19 protein-coding genes are annotated in these 17,697 nt (G+C 49.9%); 9 read left to right on the forward strand and 10 right to left on the reverse strand.

Features of this window, described 5'->3' with window-relative positions; genetic code table 11:
- Positions 1–73: 73 nt before the first annotated feature.
- A complete protein-coding gene (locus ACVA58_RS20465; protein WP_446512225.1) occupies positions 74–1,042 on the reverse strand; it encodes a TAXI family TRAP transporter solute-binding subunit in 969 nt (322 codons plus the stop codon).
- Positions 1,043–1,374: 332 nt separating this feature from the next.
- Positions 1,375–1,845 (reverse strand): transcriptional regulator ArgR, encoded by a 471-nt coding sequence (gene argR, locus ACVA58_RS20470; RefSeq protein WP_446512226.1) that lies wholly within the window; start codon positions 1,843–1,845, stop codon positions 1,375–1,377.
- Positions 1,846–2,214: 369 nt separating this feature from the next.
- On the opposite strand from argR, the gene mdh reads away from it, so the two are divergent.
- Complete coding sequence (mdh, locus tag ACVA58_RS20475; protein WP_255045172.1) at positions 2,215–3,153, forward strand: malate dehydrogenase; 939 nt, start codon at positions 2,215–2,217, stop codon at positions 3,151–3,153.
- An 89-nt stretch (positions 3,154–3,242) separates the two neighbouring features.
- Here the strand turns inward: mdh and ACVA58_RS20480 are convergent, their stop codons facing one another.
- Both ACVA58_RS20480 and ispB read right to left on the reverse strand, forming a co-directional pair.
- Positions 3,243–3,434 (reverse strand): hypothetical protein, encoded by a 192-nt coding sequence (locus tag ACVA58_RS20480; protein WP_446512227.1) that lies wholly within the window; start codon positions 3,432–3,434, stop codon positions 3,243–3,245.
- Between the two features lie 150 nt (positions 3,435–3,584).
- Positions 3,585–4,556 carry an octaprenyl diphosphate synthase gene (ispB, locus tag ACVA58_RS20485; RefSeq protein ID WP_446512228.1) on the reverse strand — a complete coding sequence of 324 codons (972 nt, stop codon included), beginning with the start codon at positions 4,554–4,556 and terminating at the stop codon, positions 3,585–3,587.
- Positions 4,557–4,956: 400 nt separating this feature from the next.
- On the opposite strand from ispB, the gene rplU reads away from it, so the two are divergent.
- From rplU to folA, 7 genes are all read left to right on the forward strand, one after another.
- Positions 4,957–5,268 carry a 50S ribosomal protein L21 gene (gene rplU, locus ACVA58_RS20490; RefSeq protein WP_039456406.1) on the forward strand — a complete coding sequence of 104 codons (312 nt, stop codon included), beginning with the start codon at positions 4,957–4,959 and terminating at the stop codon, positions 5,266–5,268.
- A gap of 18 nt (positions 5,269–5,286) precedes the next feature.
- Positions 5,287–5,544, forward strand: a complete 258-nt coding sequence (gene rpmA, locus ACVA58_RS20495) for a 50S ribosomal protein L27 (RefSeq protein WP_007467532.1) — start codon at positions 5,287–5,289, stop codon at positions 5,542–5,544.
- Between the two features lie 66 nt (positions 5,545–5,610).
- Positions 5,611–6,534 (forward strand): DMT family transporter, encoded by a 924-nt coding sequence (locus ACVA58_RS20500; protein ID WP_446512229.1) that lies wholly within the window; start codon positions 5,611–5,613, stop codon positions 6,532–6,534.
- A 140-nt stretch (positions 6,535–6,674) separates the two neighbouring features.
- The gene (gene cgtA / locus ACVA58_RS20505) at positions 6,675–7,859 is read left to right on the forward strand and encodes an Obg family GTPase CgtA (RefSeq protein WP_446512230.1); all 1,185 of its coding nucleotides are present in this window, start codon (positions 6,675–6,677) and stop codon (positions 7,857–7,859) included.
- 126 nt (positions 7,860–7,985) lie between these two features.
- Entirely contained in the window at positions 7,986–8,774 is a 789-nt protein-coding gene (locus ACVA58_RS20510) for a threonine/serine ThrE exporter family protein (RefSeq protein ID WP_446512231.1), read from the forward strand.
- Positions 8,759–9,247: a threonine/serine exporter family protein gene (locus tag ACVA58_RS20515; protein ID WP_446512232.1), complete on the forward strand. Its 489-nt coding sequence runs from the start codon at positions 8,759–8,761 to the stop codon at positions 9,245–9,247. Before ACVA58_RS20510 ends, ACVA58_RS20515 begins: the two co-directional genes overlap by 16 nt.
- A gap of 29 nt (positions 9,248–9,276) precedes the next feature.
- Positions 9,277–9,756, forward strand: coding sequence for a type 3 dihydrofolate reductase (gene folA / locus ACVA58_RS20520; RefSeq protein ID WP_446512233.1), 480 nt, complete (start codon positions 9,277–9,279; stop codon positions 9,754–9,756).
- Positions 9,757–9,834: 78 nt separating this feature from the next.
- On the opposite strand, the gene ACVA58_RS20525 is transcribed toward folA, so the two are convergent.
- From ACVA58_RS20525 to lptD, 6 genes are all read right to left on the reverse strand, one after another.
- Complete coding sequence (locus ACVA58_RS20525; RefSeq protein ID WP_446512234.1) at positions 9,835–10,650, reverse strand: symmetrical bis(5'-nucleosyl)-tetraphosphatase; 816 nt, start codon at positions 10,648–10,650, stop codon at positions 9,835–9,837.
- Between the two features lie 9 nt (positions 10,651–10,659).
- Positions 10,660–11,043 (reverse strand): Co2+/Mg2+ efflux protein ApaG, encoded by a 384-nt coding sequence (gene apaG, locus ACVA58_RS20530; protein WP_446512235.1) that lies wholly within the window; start codon positions 11,041–11,043, stop codon positions 10,660–10,662.
- Between the two features lie 82 nt (positions 11,044–11,125).
- Positions 11,126–11,938 carry a 16S rRNA (adenine(1518)-N(6)/adenine(1519)-N(6))-dimethyltransferase RsmA gene (gene rsmA, locus ACVA58_RS20535; protein ID WP_446512236.1) on the reverse strand — a complete coding sequence of 271 codons (813 nt, stop codon included), beginning with the start codon at positions 11,936–11,938 and terminating at the stop codon, positions 11,126–11,128.
- Positions 11,935–12,927: a 4-hydroxythreonine-4-phosphate dehydrogenase PdxA gene (gene pdxA / locus ACVA58_RS20540; protein ID WP_446512237.1), complete on the reverse strand. Its 993-nt coding sequence runs from the start codon at positions 12,925–12,927 to the stop codon at positions 11,935–11,937. Before pdxA ends, rsmA begins: the two co-directional genes overlap by 4 nt.
- A complete protein-coding gene (gene surA / locus ACVA58_RS20545) occupies positions 12,914–14,218 on the reverse strand; it encodes a peptidylprolyl isomerase SurA (RefSeq protein WP_446512238.1) in 1,305 nt (434 codons plus the stop codon). The genes pdxA and surA overlap by 14 nt, the downstream gene beginning before the upstream one ends.
- 65 nt (positions 14,219–14,283) lie before the next feature.
- Positions 14,284–16,644 carry an LPS assembly protein LptD gene (gene lptD, locus ACVA58_RS20550; RefSeq protein ID WP_446512239.1) on the reverse strand — a complete coding sequence of 787 codons (2,361 nt, stop codon included), beginning with the start codon at positions 16,642–16,644 and terminating at the stop codon, positions 14,284–14,286.
- Positions 16,645–16,844: 200 nt separating this feature from the next.
- Between lptD and djlA the strand changes: the two genes are divergently transcribed.
- Entirely contained in the window at positions 16,845–17,681 is an 837-nt protein-coding gene (gene djlA / locus ACVA58_RS20555; protein WP_446512240.1) for a co-chaperone DjlA, read from the forward strand.
- The last annotated feature ends 16 nt before the right edge of the window (positions 17,682–17,697 follow it).

A 17,697-nucleotide genomic window follows, 5' to 3' on the forward strand; every position in this document is an offset into this window, starting at 1 on the left:
TATTGGGATGAATACGAGAAACAGCAAGCGCCATGATGCGGCGCTTGCTGGACAGTGTTGCCTATCAGCGGGATTACTTCAGGTAACCTGCTTCTTTGTAGTATTTCACTGCACCAGGGTGTAGTGGGATAGATAAGCCATCTTTGACCATGTCTTCAGGCTTGAGGTTGGCAAAAGCCGGGTGCAGACGCTTGAAGGTATCGAAGTTTTCGAACACTGACTTCACGACAGCGTAAACAACTTCATCTGAGACGTCGCTAGAAGACACTAGTGTTGCTGCAACACCGAAGCTATTGACGTCACCGTCTGTTCCTTTGTACATACCGCCCGGTACGGTGCTCTTGGCATAGTACGGGTTGTCTGCCACGATTTGGTCAATCTTCGGACCCGTTGCTGGGATCAGCTTGGCATCACAAGATGTGGTAGCTTCTTTGATCGAACCGTTTGGATGACCGACGACATAAACAAAGGCGTCAATCTTGTTGTCGCACAAAGCCTGTGAACGCTCGGAGCCTTTTAGCTCGGAAGCCAGTTTGAAGTCTTTGTTGGTCCAGCCCATCGCGTCCATTACCACACCCATAGTGGCGCGATCGCCTGAGCCTGGGTTACCGATGTTCACGCGCTTGCCTTTCAGATCTTCGACACCGTTGATACCTGCGTCGGTACGGGCAATGATGTTGAACGGTTCGGTGTGCAGTGAGAACACTGCGCGTAGTTTCTTGTACGGGCCCTGCTCTTCGAACTTGCTGGTACCGTTATAGCCATGGTACTGCCAATCAGACTGGACGATACCGAAGTCCAATTCGCCTGCACGCATGGTGTTAACGTTATAGATCGAGCCACCGGTAGACTCGACTGAACAGCGAACATTGTGTTCTTTACGGTCTTTGTTGACGAGCTTACAAATTGCACCACCAGTCGGGTAGTAAACACCGGTTACAGAGCCGGTCCCGATTGTGATGAAGTCTTGGGCATTGGCCATACCAGTGGTCATTACTGCAGCAGCAAGTGCACTGACTTTGACGAATTGCGTAAATGCCATGTTTGTCCCTTCCTAATTGTTGTTATTTCCAGAGAAAAGCCTTTTCCATCTGTGGTAAGGCGTGCCTACCAGAGGGTAATTCATCGCTGAATCTGGCTAATGATATCAAAACAAAGTAATAAGTTTAAAACTATGTTAATGAGAATGGGGCGATTACAGCGTGGAAATAGTTACTGACAGTAAGAGAAGATAGAATAATTATTTAAAGCAATCAATGGCTTGCGTGAGGCGTGAAGAATCGGTGAAAGTTTGTCTTATTGTGACGGAACTCTCACTATACTAGGCAGTCAAACGCATCGTTTGCTACCTAGTATCGTGGTATAGATAAGCAATTACTTGCTGTAGTCGAACAGGTCACAGACAGAGTCGTAAAGCTCTTCTGTCGAGATGGTATTGGTTGGGGTAATAAAGATGGTATCGTCGCCGGCAACTACACCTAGGATCCCCTCAGCCTTGCCAAGAGAGTCTAGCAAGCGGGCAATAACTTGGGCTGCACCCGGGCCGGTATGGATAACAACTAAAGCGCTGTTATAGCCAACTTCCATCACTAACTCTTTGAGAGGACTACTTGTTGTAGGTACGCCAAGCTCGATTGGTAGGCAGTAGACCATTTCCATCTTCGCATTACGGGTACGCACTGCACCGAATTTCGTCAACATGCGAGAGACTTTGGATTGGTTGATATTGTCGAACCCCTGAGCTTTCAATGCGTCGACGATTTCGCCTTGAGAGCTGAATTTCTCTTCTTTTAGAATTGCCTTGAACGCTTTGACTAAGCGCTCTTGTTTATCTGAATTTCGCATAAGTAAATGTCATGTCCAGGGACGAGGTGCTGTATTCTGGCACAACTTTTTGGATCCAAGCAAACAGTGTTCAAGTAAACTGGTGCATGTATCACCATTATAGCCGTGAAAAGTGAATAGTTATTGATGTATATGCAGGCTCTACTCGATACGAACGTCAATGATGTAAGGGGGGATGTTATAGGGATGTAGCACATTTTGTTCTTGCCTATGCGTGATATCGCAAAGCTGGTGGCATCTGATTGTATTTTTTTATAGGTTACTATAACGTCAGTTCTGCTTGTAATATGAAATCAGTGTTTTAAATAAACTGTGATTTCATATGATTAGGTCTGAAATTATATACTTCTATCGTAAAGGAGAACGAACATGAAAGTTGCTGTAATTGGTGCGGCCGGTGGTATCGGTCAGGCTCTTGCCCTGTTGCTTAAAAATCGTCTGCCAGCGGGTTCGGATCTGGCTTTGTATGATATTGCCCCTGTAACACCAGGTGTTGCGGCTGATCTGAGCCATATCCCAACTCCTGTTTCTATCAAGGGATATGCCGGTGAAGATCCAACACCAGCACTAGAAGGTGCTGATGTTGTTCTTATTTCTGCGGGTGTTGCCCGTAAACCAGGAATGGATCGTGCCGACTTGTTCAACGTGAACGCAGGTATCGTGAAGTCATTGGCTGAAAAAATTGCAGTGGTTTGTCCAAAAGCGTGCGTGGGTATTATCACTAACCCTGTAAACACAACTGTTGCTATCGCAGCTGATGTGTTGAAAAAAGCGGGGGTTTATGACAAGCGCAAGCTGTTTGGTGTGACTACACTGGATGTTATCCGCTCTGAGACATTTGTCGCGGAGCTGAAAAATGTCGACCCAGGTGAGATCCGTGTACCTGTGATCGGCGGCCACTCTGGTGTGACAATTCTGCCGCTACTTTCACAGGTAGAAGGTGTTGAGTTCACAGAAGAAGAAATTAAGGCGCTGACACCACGTATCCAGAATGCTGGTACCGAAGTGGTAGAGGCAAAAGCGGGCGGTGGCTCTGCAACTCTTTCTATGGGTCAGGCGGCTTGTCGCTTTGGTCTTTCTCTGGTTCGTGCGCTGCAAGGCGAGACAGGTCAGGTTGAGTGTGCTTATGTCGAAGGTGATGGCAAGCATGCACGTTTCTTCGCACAACCTATCTTGCTAGGCAAAGAAGGCGTCGAAGAAGTGATGGATTACGGTACGCTGAGTGCATTCGAGCAAGAAGCGCTGGAAGGCATGATGGACACGCTTCATGGTGACATCGCCAAAGGCGAAGAGTTTGCAGCAAAGTAATCTGTGAGTAAGAATTTAAAGAAGCGGCCTAGGGGCCGCTTCTTTTTTACTTGTACGGGGTGAAATGACGGGAAGATCGTCGTCAGTAATTAATAATAGTTATCACAGCCGATGTGGAGTTGAGGCTGGTCGACAAGATCATCACAGTTGATGTTGATCCGACGGTGATCATTCATGCTCTCAATGATCGCGGTGTTGTGGTTTTGATCCACGTCGATAACTTCGGCGACCCCGTTTTGGTACTCCACCCACATTCCAGACTTAAGTTCTTTAGCTTGCATAATGGCCTCCTGTCATGATCATCAATGATCCAGCCTTTATTGATATAACTATAGAATATAGTGATTGCAATGAACGGTTACGGCCTTTGGCTGGGATAGGATCAAAAAAAGCCTGCCGGGTGGCAGGCTTTTTTATGTAAGGCTATTGCGTTACTTGTTGCGATGGACCGCTAGGTGGGCCAGTGCAATCAAGGCGTCTTTGTATTCACTGTCTGCAATCGGAGCTAGGCTGGCAATCGCTTTCTCGGCCTCTTCTTCTGCTCGTTGCTGAGTATAGTCAAGCGAACCGGCCTGTTTCATGCACGTGAGGATAGGCTCTAGCTTATCAAGGCCATTGCCCTTCTCTATCGCCTCTCGGATCATCGCCGACTGCTCTGCATTACCATGTTGCATCGCGTGAAGTAGAGGAAGAGTAGGCTTGCCTTCCGCCAGGTCATCACCGACGTTTTTACCCATCTCGTCACCGTCGGCATTGTAATCCAGCACATCGTCAATCAGCTGGAAGGCGGTGCCGAGATAGCGGCCGTAGTCTTGCAGGGCGCGCTCAATTTCTTCTGGCGCTTCTACCAAGATGGCGGAAATCTGGGTTGCGGCTTCGAACAGGCGGGCAGTCTTAGAGTAGATCACCTGCATGTAGCTGTCTTCGGTGGTATCGGGATCGTTGCAGTTCATTAACTGCTGTACTTCCCCTTCGGCAATGACATTGGTTGCTTCGCTCATGACATCGAGGATCCGCAAGGATCGTAGGCTAGTCATCATCTGGAATGAGCGGGTGTAGATGTAATCGCCCACCAAGACGCTGGCCGCATTTCCGAACATGGCATTGGCAGTGGCTTTACCACGGCGCATATCCGATTCATCGACGACGTCATCATGCAGTAGGGTTGCGGTATGGATAAATTCCACAAATGCCGCAGCAGTTGTATGTTGTTCGCCTTGATAACCAAGAGCACGGGCTGCCAGTACAGCAAGCATCGGGCGTATGCGCTTGCCGCCGCCGCTGACAATGTAAAAACCTAGTTGATTAATGAGGGCTACATCTGAGTTCAGTTGAGCCAGTATCTTCGCGTCGACCTGTGCCATATCATTGGCAGTGAGCGCTTGGATAGCTTTGAAATCCATTGTACATCCAGCAAAATAATGTGCCGCACCCGGCGGATTGTTATGCGTGTCGGTTGGTAGCTTAACTGGTTTTGACTCAAGCTGAAAAACCAGCCCAATCAGGATGGGAAGTGGCTCACAGTCAGATTCAAAAGGGTTGCATAGTTAAGATTTGTTCATCAACCGATATAATTAATTATCGAATATTACACTAAAAGACAGCAATCTTCATAACCTCGATTGCGTTTAAATCAATGACTTTTATTACTGACCAGCTTTTCGCCAATTTTCTTTGCACAAGCGCTTGCCAGTAGCCCTGATTTCGCGTAACATTCGCGCCCTATTGATGACAAGATTAAGCGCATACCCATTGCCCAAATTATACGTGGCAAATGGCCTATGCGGACAAGCGGAGTAAGACATGTACGCTGTTTTCCAAAGTGGTGGTAAACAACACCGTGTAAGCGAAGGCCAGACCTTACGCTTAGAAAAACTAGACGCTGAAACTGGCGCTAGCATTGAATTCGACTCAGTTCTTCTAGTAGCCAACGGCGAAGAAGTAACTGTAGGCGCACCTTTTGTAGCTGGCGGTAAAGTAACTGCTGAAGTAGTTACACACGGTCGTGGCGATAAAGTAAAAATCGTTAAGTTCCGTCGTCGTAAGCACTCTCGTAAGCAAGCGGGCCACCGTCAGTGGTTCACTGAAGTCAAAATTACTGGCATCAGCGCTTAATAACAGGAGAATTTAAAGATGGCACACAAAAAAGCTGGCGGTTCTACTCGTAACGGCCGCGATTCAGAAAGTAAACGTCTTGGTGTTAAGCGTTTCGGTGGCGAATCTGTACTAGCAGGTAACATCATCGTACGTCAGCGTGGTACTAAGTTCCACGCAGGTAACAACGTAGGCCTAGGTAAAGACCACACTCTATTCGCTCTATCTGATGGTAAAGTGAAGTTCGAAGTTAAAGGTCCTAAGAACCGTAAATTCGTTTCTATCGAAGCTGAATAATTTCAGTCTCGACACGAATGATAAAGCCCTGCCTACTGGCGGGGCTTTTTGTTTATGGGAGGCTTTATGCCACAGCAAAATCCCTTAGTCGGGATGTCCCTGGCGTTATTGACCGCCGTATTCTGGGGAGCGCTGCCCATTGCAATGAAGCAGGCTGTCGAGGTGATGGATCCCTTTACCATCGTCTGGTATCGATTCATGACAGCGGCCACTGGATTAGGCCTGTGGCTAGCCTACCGACGTAATTTGCCAAGCCTCAGCAGGCTCGGACGTCAGGGAGCCATTCTTATGTTGCTGGCAAGCTTGGGGCTTGCAGGTAACTTTGTGTTGTTCAACAGTTCGTTGTCGTACTTAAACCCGGCTGTTGTCCAGGTGATTATGCAACTGGCGCCAATGATGCTGCTGTTGTCTAGTGTCTGGTTGTTTAAAGAAACGCTAGGCAAGCATCAGGTTGTGGGCGTGATAGCCCTTCTGACCGGGTTGCTACTATTTTTCAATGAGCGTCTGGCTGAACTGTTTACCAGCATGAGCGCATATACCACCGGTGTGTTGCTGGCGGTAGCTGCTGCGATGGTGTGGGTGGTTTATGCCTTGGCCCAAAAGCGAATGCTACGGCAGTTTTCGTCGCCGCAGATATTGTTGATGATCTACGTGATCTGCGCTTTGATCCTGACGCCGGTTGCTACCCCGAGCCAGATCCAGGAAATGGATCCTCGTCAGTTAGGTATGCTGATTTTTTGCTGCCTCAACACGTTAGTGGGATACGGGGCGTTCGCTGAAGCGATGGCGCGTTGGCAGGCATCGCAGGTCAGTGCGGTGATCACCTTAGCACCGTTGTTCACGATCCTATTTGTGGATCTGGCCAGCTTGGTCTGGCCTGACTATGTCGCGCCTGCAGCCCTTAACCAATGGGGGTATGCCGGAGCTATGGTCGTTGTCGGTGGTGCTATGTTCAGTGCTATCGGTCATCGCTTACTGAAGCGAAAGTAATATTGGGCACCAGCGTTGCCCGCGGTTGTACGTGTCAAAAGGTCAGATAAGCATGACATTTGGTTGTACAATAGGTTAATAGCTACTTGGACAGAGCGATCCGGGTTGAAGAGTTTTAACGCCACAGTGCGGAGAAAGAGATGAAGTTTGTAGATGAAGCGGTGATTCGGGCCGATGCTGGTGACGGTGGTAATGGTACCGTTAGTTTCCGTACTGAAAAGTATGTACCGAAAGGCGGACCTGACGGTGGTGACGGCGGTGACGGTGGTGATGTTTACCTACTGGCCGATGAAAACCTCAATACATTGATCGACTATCGCTTTGTAAAATTTTATGCCGCTGAACGTGGCGAAAATGGTCGTGGTGGTAACTGTACCGGTAAACGTGGTGCCGACAAGGTCTTAAGCGTTCCAGTTGGTACCCGTGCTGTCGATGAAGAGACCGGTGAAGTGATTGCCGATTTGACGCAGCACGGCATGAAGATCATGGTATCGAAAGGTGGTTTCCATGGGTTGGGGAACACTCGTTTTAAGTCTTCTGTAAACCGTGCTCCGCGTAAGAAAACAATGGGTACCAAGGGCGAGGTTCGTCACCTTCGACTAGAGCTATTGCTACTGGCTGATGTGGGGATGCTTGGTCTGCCAAATGCGGGTAAATCAACATTCATCCGTTCTGTATCAGCGGCAAAACCCAAAGTGGCTGACTATCCGTTTACCACACTTGTGCCAAGCCTAGGTGTGGTTCGCGTTGATAGCGATCGTAGCTTTGTTGTTGCCGATATTCCGGGTTTGATTGAAGGTGCTGCTGACGGTGCTGGTTTAGGTATTCGTTTCTTGAAGCACCTTGAGCGCTGTCGAGTGCTATTGCACATGATCGACTTGCTACCTGCTGATGGTTCAGATCCTATCGAAAATGCATTTACAATCATCAATGAGCTTAATCAGTACAGTGAAAAGCTAACGAATAAACCGCGTTGGTTAGTATTTAATAAAGCGGACCTGATGCCAGAAGAAGAAGCGCAAGAGAAGATCGAAGAGATCTTAGACGCTCTGGCATGGGACGATGATTACTATTGTATCTCGGCACTAAATCGTACGGGCACCAAAGAGCTTACCTACGATCTTATGCGTCAGATCGAATCAATGCCTGCTGTTGACTTTGAAGATGATGATGATGAATCTGAAGAGAAGAAAGTTGAGTTCAAGTGGGATGATTATCACGAACAGCAAATTAAAAACGCTGAGAAGAGTGATGACGATGATGATGACGACTGGGATGATTGGAACGAAGACGACTACGATGTAGAGATCATCTACAAGCCGTAACCAATAATTACTCAGCACGATAAAAACCGCCTGCAAGGGCGGTTTTTTTGTGCCTAATCAAGCTGATATTTGTAAGTTTGTATGATAATTCATCATCCAGTTCACAGATTTGAGGCAGAAGACACAATGGAAGAGCCAAGCGGGGCATTGACCGAGCCAGTACAGCGGGAGATTTCTCGCCTTGCGGTATTGGCGGGACAACGGTTGTTGCAACATGGAGCGGAAAGTACTTTGGTGATGGATGTTGCCAGGCGCTTAGGGTTAGCTTTGGGGGTCGACAGTGTTGAGGTCTCCTTGTCTGCCAGTTCCATGGTGCTGACGACCCTCAGCCATGGACGTTGCATCACGACCACTCGCCGATGCCAAGACCGCGGGATCAACATGCAGGTGGTGACCGAAATTCAACGGGTGTGCATCATCGCTGAGCGAGGGATGCTGGATGTCGACGGGGTACATCAACGGCTCGAACAGATTCGGCCGATGCGTTATAACCGATATCTGGTGATCGTGATGATCGGTCTATCGTGTGCTTCTTTCAGCCGCCTAGCGGGTGGTGATTGGCCGGTGTTCGCCTTGACTTTCGTCGCGTCGGCGGTGGGGATGTTTGTCCGGCAGGAGATCGCCCACTGCCATTTCAACCCACTGCTCAACTTCGGTGTAACCGCCTTTGTGACCACCTTAATATCCGGGTTTGGGCAAGTGTATCAAATCGGTGAAGCCCCGTTTTTAGCTATGGCCTCATCGGTTTTGATGCTGGTGCCGGGGTTCCCGCTCATTAACGCAATTTCAGACATGGTAAAGGGGTATTCCAATATGGGGATCGCCCGCTGGACTATGGCCAGTTTGCTGACCTTGTCGACCAGTATGGGGATAGTCGCTGCAATGAATGTGCTGGGTGTATGGGGGTGGCTGTGATGATTTCTACCACATTTTTGTTCGCTCTGCTCAATGATATGTTCTTTGCTATGATTCCTGCAGTCGGCTTCGCGCTGGTGTTTAATGTGCCGCCGAAGGCACTGAAGTATTGTGCCATTGGCGGTGCGCTGGGCCATGGTTGCCGTTTTGCCTTAATGCATTGGGGGCTGTCGATTGAGTGGGCAACCTTGTGTGCAGCGACGCTGGTCGGGATGATCGGGGTTCACTGGTCACACCGTTTTCTGGCTCACCCCAAGGTGTTTACCGTTGCCGCAATGATCCCTATGGTCCCCGGTGTGTTTGCCTTCAAAGCGATGATTGCCTTGGTGGAAATCAACCACCGCGGATTTACGCCCGAGTTGTTGGGATTGCTGGTGGAAAACATGCTCAAGGCGGTATTTATCGTAGCGTCTCTCGCAATCGGCCTTGCGATGCCTGGCTTGCTATTTTATCGCCGTCGTCCTGTGGTATAACTCTTGCCAACAGGAATAGAGGAGAGAATATGAAGATCAGTATGGTTGCCGCGATGGCTAAGGCGCGGATCATCGGTAAAGATAACGCCATGCCATGGCACTTGCCTGCCGATTTTGCCTGGTTCAAGAAAGTGACAATGGGTAAACCGGTTGTAATGGGACGGAAAACCTTTGAGTCCATTGGCCGCCCCTTGCCGGGCCGGCACAATATCGTGATCAGCCGCAATGCTGATTATCAAGTCGAAGGGGTCACTGTGGTTGCTGATATCAATGCGGCCAAACAAGCTGCCGGTGATGTCGATGAATTGATGGTGATCGGCGGCGGGAGTATCTATGCTGCGTGTCTGGTCGATGCTGATCGTCTGTATCTGACCTTCATTGACTTGGATGTTGAGGGCGATACCCAATTCCCTGAGTGGGGAGAAAACTGGCAGGAAGTGCACTGCGAATCGTATACGGCAGACGAGAAAAATGCCCATGATATGCGGTTTGTGATTTTGGAGCGCTAATCGACTCAATAGCGTTCGGATTAAAAAGGCTTGCCAATTGGCAAGCCTTTTTATTATGGACGTAAAGGGAAGTGCCTATCAGGCATGTACCGGGCAGGCTTGCTCGAAGCGCGCACCGTCTTCCCAGCGCAGCAGGGTCATGCTATTGCCCCATACGCAGCCTGTATCGAGGCCTATCACCTGATCGTCTTCATACCCCATCAGAGCTGCCCAGTGGCCGAAGATCATCTTCTTGCCGATTTCTGGACGTGCTAGGGTGAACCATGGCACTAGCTGCTCGCTAGCCGCTTCTTTGGGGGAGACTTTACACGCCATATCGAGCCGGCCATCCGGGTAGCAGAAACGCATACGGGTAAAAACATTGATGGTATAGCGATAGCGCTCGATACCTTGCAAATCCGGAGACCAGCAATCAGGACCATTGCCATACATATTTTTCAATAACCAGAGGTGGTTATCCCCTTGTAGTACCTGCTCAACCTCTCTGGCTTGCTTTCGGGCCTGTTGGAGGTTCCATTGGGCAGGAATACCGGCATGGGTCATGACAAAGGGAAGCGTCGGGTGCTCAGCCAGTAATGGCTGCTGGCGTAGCCAGTGTAGCAATTCATCTCGGTCTGGTGCATCAAAGATAGGCTGAAGCTTGTCTTTGGTTTTGCTTTTGGCAATACCTTCGGCGACGGCGAGTAAGTGGAGGTCGTGGTTACCCAATACCGTTGTTGCCTGCTTGCCGAGGCTTTTGACAAAGCGCAGTGTTTCAAGCGAGAGAGGACCGCGGGCGACCAGATCGCCGGTTAGCCAAAGTTCATCGTGTTGCGGATCGAAACCGGCAGTATCGAGCAATTGACGCAAGTCATCAAGGCAACCTTGGATATCGCCAACAAGATAGGTCGACATAGTGATCCTTTAGTGGAGAATATTAGGCATCGACAGGCGGAATGGTGAAACTTCTGCGACAAACTCGTCACCATTTGCATTGACCATGACGTAATGTCCTTCCATGACCCCGAGTGGTGTCTCAATGATAGTGCCGCTGGTATAGGTGTATTCTTCATTGGCCGCAATAGTTGGCTGTTCACCGACCACCCCTTCTCCTTCAATCACCAGCTTCTTACCGTTGGCATCGGTGATCAGCCAACGTCTGCTGAGCAGTTGGGCTTCGCCGACACCTAAATTGACAATGGTGATGGTGTAGGAAAAAACATAGCGTTGATTGTCGGGTTCGGATTGCTCTTCGATGTAGTGGGTCACTACCCGGCATCGGATGGTTGGCGTCATGTTCGTTGTCATTGTTATGCATCCTTTCTTGGCAAGCTACCGGGTCTACGTCAAGATCCCGGTAGCGAGATCAATGTCACTGGCGCCTGCACATTTATTGGTTGTGATTTGCATCCAGCCAGTTAGCCATATCGACAAACTGTTCAAGCGTCAGGTTTTCTGGGCGCAGACCAGGGTTGATCCCCAGTGCTTCCAACTGCTCGACAGTCAACAGTGCCTTGAAACAGTTGCGAATAGTCTTGCGGCGTTGGTTGAAACCTTCGCGGCAAACACGATCCAACCATTTAAGGTTAGTACATGGATATGGCAGAGTTTCATAGGGTGTAATTCGCACAACGGCAGAGTCAACCTTTGGTGCTGGTACAAACGACTCTGGCGGTACTTCCAGTACAGGCATTACTCGAGAGTAGTACTGGGCCATTACGGTCAGGCGACCATACGCTTTGCTGCCAGGGCCGGCTGCCAAGCGGTTAACCACCTCTTTCTGTAGCATGAAATGCATATCTTCAATATGTTCATGGAAAGAGAAAAGGTGGAACATCAACGGCGTTGAAATGTTATATGGCAAGTTACCGAAAATGCGTAGCTTGTTGTTTTCTTTGATCAGCTGAGTGAAGTCAAAGCGCATTGCATCGCCTTCATGGATCGTTAGTTTGTCACCAAGATCCGGATGGTTGCGCAGGCGCTCGGCCAGATCACGGTCAAGTTCGATAACAGTGAACTTATCGACCATTTTGCCGACAGGCTCGGTGATCGCACCCAGACCCGGGCCGATTTCTACTAGGTTCTGGCCTGGACGAGGGTTAATTGACGATACGATACCGTCAATGATGTATGGGTCATTCAAGAAGTTCTGACCAAAGCGCTTACGCGCGCGGTGGCCTAGGTGGACCTGATCGCTGCTCATGTTTGCTTTTCTACCAATTCAAGGGCGTGCGATAGCGCTGTCCAAAGGCTACCGGTGTCCGCCTGTCCGGTACCGGCAAGTTCCAGTGCGGTACCATGATCTACTGAGGTTCTGATGAAGGGCAGGCCTAACGTAATGTTGACAGATTTACCAAAGCCTTTGAATTTCAGCACTGGCAGCCCTTGATCGTGATACATGGCCAGTACCGTGTCGGCATCGGCCAGATATTTTTCCTGGAAGATGGTATCTGCTGGTAGTGGGCCAATCAGATCCATTCCTTCCTGTTGGCGGAGCTGCTCCAGCGCCGGGCTGATCACATCGATCTCCTCGGAGCCTAGGCAGCCATCTTCGCCGGCATGTGGATTTAAACCACAGACATAAATCTTTGGTTCGGCAATGCCGAACTTGCTGACAAGATCAGCATGCAGGATACGGATAACCTGCTGTAAACGCTCTTCGGTAACGGCTTTGGAGACACAGGCCAACGGTATGTGAGTGGTGACCAGTGCGACTCGTAGGCCTTCGGTTGCTAGCATCATCACTACCTGAGCGGTATTGGATTGCTGGGCAAAGAACTCGGTATGACCGCTGAACGATACTCCCGCTCGGTTGATCACCCCTTTGTGCACTGGACCTGTGATCACAGCGGCAAATTCGCCGTCCATACAGCCCTGTGCTGCACGCTCTAAGGTGTTTAGCACATAATGCCCATTCAGCTCGTTTAGCGTGCCAGCCTCGACAGCCGCTGCCAGAGGCAGATCGGCAACCACTAAGGTACCAGCCTGGTGAGGCTTGGCCGGTTGGCTGGAGTCATAGGCCTTAATCGCCAATGGCAAATCGAGTTGGGCTGCACGTTCTACCATAAGCTGAGCGTTAGCACAAATGACAAGTTGGTGTGGCCAATCTTGCTGGGCAAGGGCTAGCACCAAATCAGGGCCGATCCCTGCAGGCTCTCCTGGGGTTATCGCAATACGTTTAACCTTGGTCATCAGCACGTTCCGGTTGTTCTATGAAAGCGCCGGCACGCAGTTCCTGCAGCCAAGCTTGTGCTTCTTCGTTGAATTTACGGCTGAACAAGATGCGATAGGCACGGTTCTTCACTGCGGCATCGGTGCGATCGACATCGCGGCGGTCAAGAACCTCAACAATGTGCCAGCCGTGAACCGTTTTGAACGGTTCGCTGATCATGCCTTCAGGCAAGGTCTCCACCTTATCCTTGAACTCTGGCACGTAGAGATCAGGCGTTTGCCAGCCTAGCTCACCGCCGTTGGCTGCAGAACCTGGGTCGGCACTTAGGGCTTGGGCGGCATCGGCAAAGCTACGCTCGCCAGCCAAGATGGAACGACGAGCTTGCTCAAGCTGTTCCTGTGCACCTTCGTCGCTGAGGATCACCGATGTCTTCACCAGGATATGTCGGGCATTGACCTCGGTAACAGAGATAGTCTCTAAACCATCAACCTGATTGATTTTTAGGATATGGTAGCCGACACCGCTGCGGAATGGCCCGACGATAGCACCGGTGCCTTGAGATTGGATTTGATCAGCAAAAATAGTTGGCATTTCTTCCTTACGCATCCAGCCCCACTCACCGCCCTGAAGGGCTTTCGGGCCTTTGGAGTAGCTGTAAGCCAAATTGGCAAAATCAGCACCGTCTTTTAGCTGGTTGACGATCTGCTTGGCTTCTTTGGCCACTTCATCACGCTCAACCGCGGTAGCTCCTTCTTCAACACGAAGCTGGATATGGCTGACGTTGTAGCGCACGCCCTGCTGCTCTTGCTGGCTGAGTTGACCTGCCAAGGTTTCGACTTCCTGCGGCAGGATATTGATCCGGCGGCGCACCTGAATGGTACGGGCTTCACTGGCGGTCATATCACGGCGCATTTGCTCGCGGAACATTGAGTAGCTGATGCCATTGGCTGCCAGCGTTTGTTGTAACTGGCCAACGGTCATCTGCTGCTCGGCGGCCATTTGATTGATGGCCTGATCAAGGCGGTTATCGTCGATACGGATCCCGAATTGCTCGGCCTGCTGGAGTTGCAGGGTCTCCATCACCAGTTTTTCCATGATCTGGTTAACCAGTACATCGTCCGGCGGAAGCGGCTGGTTTTGACCGGCGGCATTCATGCGCACGGTTTTCAGCATGGCATCGACATCGCTTTGTAAGATCACGCTGTCATTGACGATCGTGACAATACTATCAAGTTGTTGCGGTGCGGCAATAGTGCCGGCAGAAAGGCCCAATAGTGCAATACCGAGCAGACTAGACTTCCAATTTTTCATAGTTTGTTTCCATCGGGCGCCGGGGCGCGTTGATTCTTGATGGGAAGGGCTGGCCCTTCCATCTATTAATTATTGAGGTAGAAAGGGCGACCGTAGCCAATAGAGTTATTGTCGTTGGTCGATCCTATTGGTGCCAACCCAAGCCCTATGAGGCTAAACGAGATACTGAAGTTCTGTTCGTATTCTGCAGGGCTTGTCGATACATTCGAACGCGTTTTCAGATATTCGTTGTAGCCGAGGCTAATCATCCAGCAAGCAGTACGGAAGTTCAGGCTGATTTGCCCTTCCAGCATCTGGTTCTCGGTCAGGTCATGGTAGTAATCACCACGTAGTGACACGCCGTCGTAAATAGGAAAACCGGTTGAAAAACCAAGTTGCGATATACCGTCCTCGGTATAGCGGTTTAACTGGTCTTCGTCGAGGATGTTATCCAGCAGGTACTCTTTGGAGATATAGCGATAGTTGAGCTGGCTAAAAGTGCCACCCTCTCGATATTCAACAGCACCGTTGGCAAACTGGAGATCTTTTTTGCTGGCGTCATACTGCACGCCGCCATGGAAAAATAACCAGTCATCGTAATTGAAGTCAGATTCTAGTGCTGTTGCCGAGTAATTAGGGCTAGTTTCGTTATTACTATCTAGGTTTCGGCCAGACTCATTGAGGTAGAATATTTGTCCTATCGCAATATTGAAACGCTCTTTGAATTGGTTATCGAAGTAGCGAGATGTTGCCCCGACAGTAAACTGGTTGGCAGCGGCAATACGATCGACGCTGGAGTAGCGCTTGTCACGGAACAGCCCATAGTAATCTGTTTGCATCAAAGTGGTGTCGTAAGCATCATAAATACCTTTCTGGTCAACATCTTTGACATATAAGTACTGGACTTGCGGTTCAAGGCTCTGGGTGTAGCTGTCGCCCCAAATAAGCGTGTCCCGTTCTAAATACAAGCCACTGTGAAGACGGATGCTCGGGACGGTGCGCGAGACGCTTTCCTCAAGTTCGAGGCCTTTATCTATGATTTCTTGGGCGTTGGGATCAAAGTCCTGATTGTAATAGGTGTACATCAGCTTGGCCTCACTGGTCACTGACCACCAAGGTGTCGCATAAGGCAGCGTGAGCGTCGGCTCAAAATGAACGCGATCCGCGGTAGGTTTGTCTGGGTCGTCATTTTCAAACCGGCTGACATGGCTATTGAGGGAGAAGTCCAACCCGTATGGCATATCTTCATAATAATAGTTCGCCTCCACCTGCGGCATCAGACGGTAGCTTGATGATACGCCCAATGTTAAAGGCTGGAAGTCTCTGACTCGAAGGGTTGAATCCCAATTACGGTCACGATAAGACACCTCGGCGGTTTGCAGCAGGTTGTTGTCTTCTCGTTCACCAATACTGGAGTCGATATCGGAGAAGTATGTCGGATCACTAACCTTGCTGTAGTCAACTTCGAATAACCAATGTTGGTTATACATACCATTGTGGGACCAGTTGAAGCCCCAGCGCGGATCTTTGTCAGAGGCTTCCTGATCATCGCCCAGATATTCACCGGATAATTCACCCTTGCCGAATTCGGTTAAATACCTAAAGTCGGCGTTGAGCTGCAGGCCTCGGTTACTCATGTACTTGGGCGTGATGGTCATGTCATAGTTGGGCGCGATGTTCCAATAGAACGGGGTCTCCAGCTCAAAACCATCGCGGGAGCCATAGCTGACTGACGGGTATAGGAAACCAGTGAGGCGCTCTTTACCGACAGGTACCCGCAAGTACGGCATATAGAAAACTGGGACATCGGCCACTTCGAAGCGGGCGTTGTAGAGATCGGCAAAGGGTGAATCTGCTTCTCGCTCGATGCTGGTGGCCGAGAACTGCCAGCTTTTATCACCCGCAGGACAGGTGGTGTAAGTACCATTTTTTAAGCGATAGTACGAGATGCCGTTTTTGGTCACACGCTCAGCCTCACCACGGCCCGCTTCACAGGTCATGTTGTAGACGGCGTTCTCCATTTGGGAGTCTTCGGTGTCGAGGTTGCTCTGGATGCGATCCGAATACACCTCAATGGTACCGTCATGAAAATAGACATTTCCTTCGGCCGTGACAACATTTTCGGGTTGTTGTAGGTTGGCGGTATCAGCGACCACAGTTCGGTTGCCTTGACGAACGATAACATCACCGTTGTAGGTAACACTTTTGTTGTTGAGGGCCTCGGCTTGATCAGCGGTAACCTTGATCGGTTCATTGTTCGGATCGGCAGGCATTTGCTCTGGGGCGATACAGACACCACGGACCATCGCCAGCTCGTCAGTTTCATCACTGACCGCAGAGTCGCCGTTGGCACTCTCTGAGACGGCTTGGTTTGCGTAAGCCACCGTGGGGCCAAAAAGTGCCAGGCTGATCATGGTCGCCAATAAGCTGCGGGAAGTAGATGACATCTAACTAAACGTTCCTGTAATAAAGTTTTTAGCGCATTTGTTATTGTTAACTGGGTTTTGACAAGCTTTCCCAGTAAATGCCAGCTATGATAATGCAAATTCTATCCGACGGCATCTTTTGGCTCATTTTTTGGCTTTTGCTATCGGGTGTAATGCATGAGAATTATTTCTAAATTTAGCAAATTACCAGAGAGTAGCGAATGCAGGTTTGGGGCAAAATACTTGGGGCATTTTTTGGCTTCCTCCTTGGCGGGCCGTTTGGTCTGTTGTTAGGTCTCTTTTTGGGCCATAAGTTCGATAAAGCGCGATCAATAGTTTACCAAAGGCGAAGTTTTGCGGGATTTGGTGGAAATCAGGCATCCAGCGCTGAGCGTCAAGCCGAATTTTTCCACGCTGGCTTTGCCGTTATGGGGCATGTGGCGAAAGCCAAGGGACGAGTGACCGAGGATGAAATCCGAGTTGCCAGCGCTATTATGGACAGGATGGGGCTTCATGGCGAATCGCGCCGTCAAGCTCAGAATGCCTTTCGTGATGGCAAAGAGGACGGTTTCCCGTTACAAGAAATACTTGGCAAAGTACGCGTAGGTTGTGCGGGGCGGGCAGATTTACTGCAGTTCTTCCTTGAATTACAGATTCAGGCTGCGTTTGCGGATGGCAGTTTGCACCCGAGTGAACGCCAGCTGTTGCATGTTATTGCACGCTCATTGGGCTTTTCAGAACGACAGCTTGAACAGCGCCTACACATGCAAGAAGCGGCATTTCGTTTCCAGCAAGGTGGCTTCAACCAACAACAGGGTGGCTTCCAACAAGCGCCGACCAAAGATCAGCTTGCTGATGCGTATGAAGTGCTAGGCGTGAAAGATACCGCCACTTCCCAGGAGCTCAAGCGGGCATACCGCAAACAAATGAATGAGCACCACCCGGATAAGCTGGCAGCCAAAGGCTTGCCGCCTGAGATGATGGAGCTTGCCAAACAGAAAACCCAGGAGCTACAAGCTGCCTATGATCTGATCCGCAAGGAGAAGGGATTTAAGTAGGGATAAGGCGCTTGGA

Source organism: Photobacterium sp. DNB22_13_2, assembly GCF_052873915.1.

Bases quoted from the DNA above. Each gene is read 5' to 3' on its own strand.
- djlA (WP_446512240.1), top strand. From the start codon at position 16,845: ATGCAGGTTTGGGGCAAAATACTTGGGGCATTTTTTGGCTTCCTCCTT.
- folA (WP_446512233.1), top strand. From the start codon at position 9,277: ATGAAGATCAGTATGGTTGCCGCGATGGCTAAGGCGCGGATCATCGGT.
- rplU (WP_039456406.1), top strand. From the start codon at position 4,957: ATGTACGCTGTTTTCCAAAGTGGTGGTAAACAACACCGTGTAAGCGAA.
- ACVA58_RS20515 (WP_446512232.1), top strand. From the start codon at position 8,759: ATGGGGGTGGCTGTGATGATTTCTACCACATTTTTGTTCGCTCTGCTC.
- ACVA58_RS20480 (WP_446512227.1), bottom strand. From the start codon at position 3,434: ATGCAAGCTAAAGAACTTAAGTCTGGAATGTGGGTGGAGTACCAAAAC.
- ACVA58_RS20465 (WP_446512225.1), bottom strand. From the start codon at position 1,042: ATGGCATTTACGCAATTCGTCAAAGTCAGTGCACTTGCTGCTGCAGTA.
- mdh (WP_255045172.1), top strand. From the start codon at position 2,215: ATGAAAGTTGCTGTAATTGGTGCGGCCGGTGGTATCGGTCAGGCTCTT.
- lptD (WP_446512239.1), bottom strand. From the start codon at position 16,644: ATGTCATCTACTTCCCGCAGCTTATTGGCGACCATGATCAGCCTGGCA.
- rpmA (WP_007467532.1), top strand. From the start codon at position 5,287: ATGGCACACAAAAAAGCTGGCGGTTCTACTCGTAACGGCCGCGATTCA.
- pdxA (WP_446512237.1), bottom strand. From the start codon at position 12,927: ATGACCAAGGTTAAACGTATTGCGATAACCCCAGGAGAGCCTGCAGGG.
- ispB (WP_446512228.1), bottom strand. From the start codon at position 4,556: ATGGATTTCAAAGCTATCCAAGCGCTCACTGCCAATGATATGGCACAG.
- rsmA (WP_446512236.1), bottom strand. From the start codon at position 11,938: ATGAGCAGCGATCAGGTCCACCTAGGCCACCGCGCGCGTAAGCGCTTT.
- surA (WP_446512238.1), bottom strand. From the start codon at position 14,218: ATGAAAAATTGGAAGTCTAGTCTGCTCGGTATTGCACTATTGGGCCTT.
- ACVA58_RS20500 (WP_446512229.1), top strand. From the start codon at position 5,611: ATGCCACAGCAAAATCCCTTAGTCGGGATGTCCCTGGCGTTATTGACC.
- argR (WP_446512226.1), bottom strand. From the start codon at position 1,845: ATGCGAAATTCAGATAAACAAGAGCGCTTAGTCAAAGCGTTCAAGGCA.
- cgtA (WP_446512230.1), top strand. From the start codon at position 6,675: ATGAAGTTTGTAGATGAAGCGGTGATTCGGGCCGATGCTGGTGACGGT.
- ACVA58_RS20510 (WP_446512231.1), top strand. From the start codon at position 7,986: ATGGAAGAGCCAAGCGGGGCATTGACCGAGCCAGTACAGCGGGAGATT.
- ACVA58_RS20525 (WP_446512234.1), bottom strand. From the start codon at position 10,650: ATGTCGACCTATCTTGTTGGCGATATCCAAGGTTGCCTTGATGACTTG.
- apaG (WP_446512235.1), bottom strand. From the start codon at position 11,043: ATGACAACGAACATGACGCCAACCATCCGATGCCGGGTAGTGACCCAC.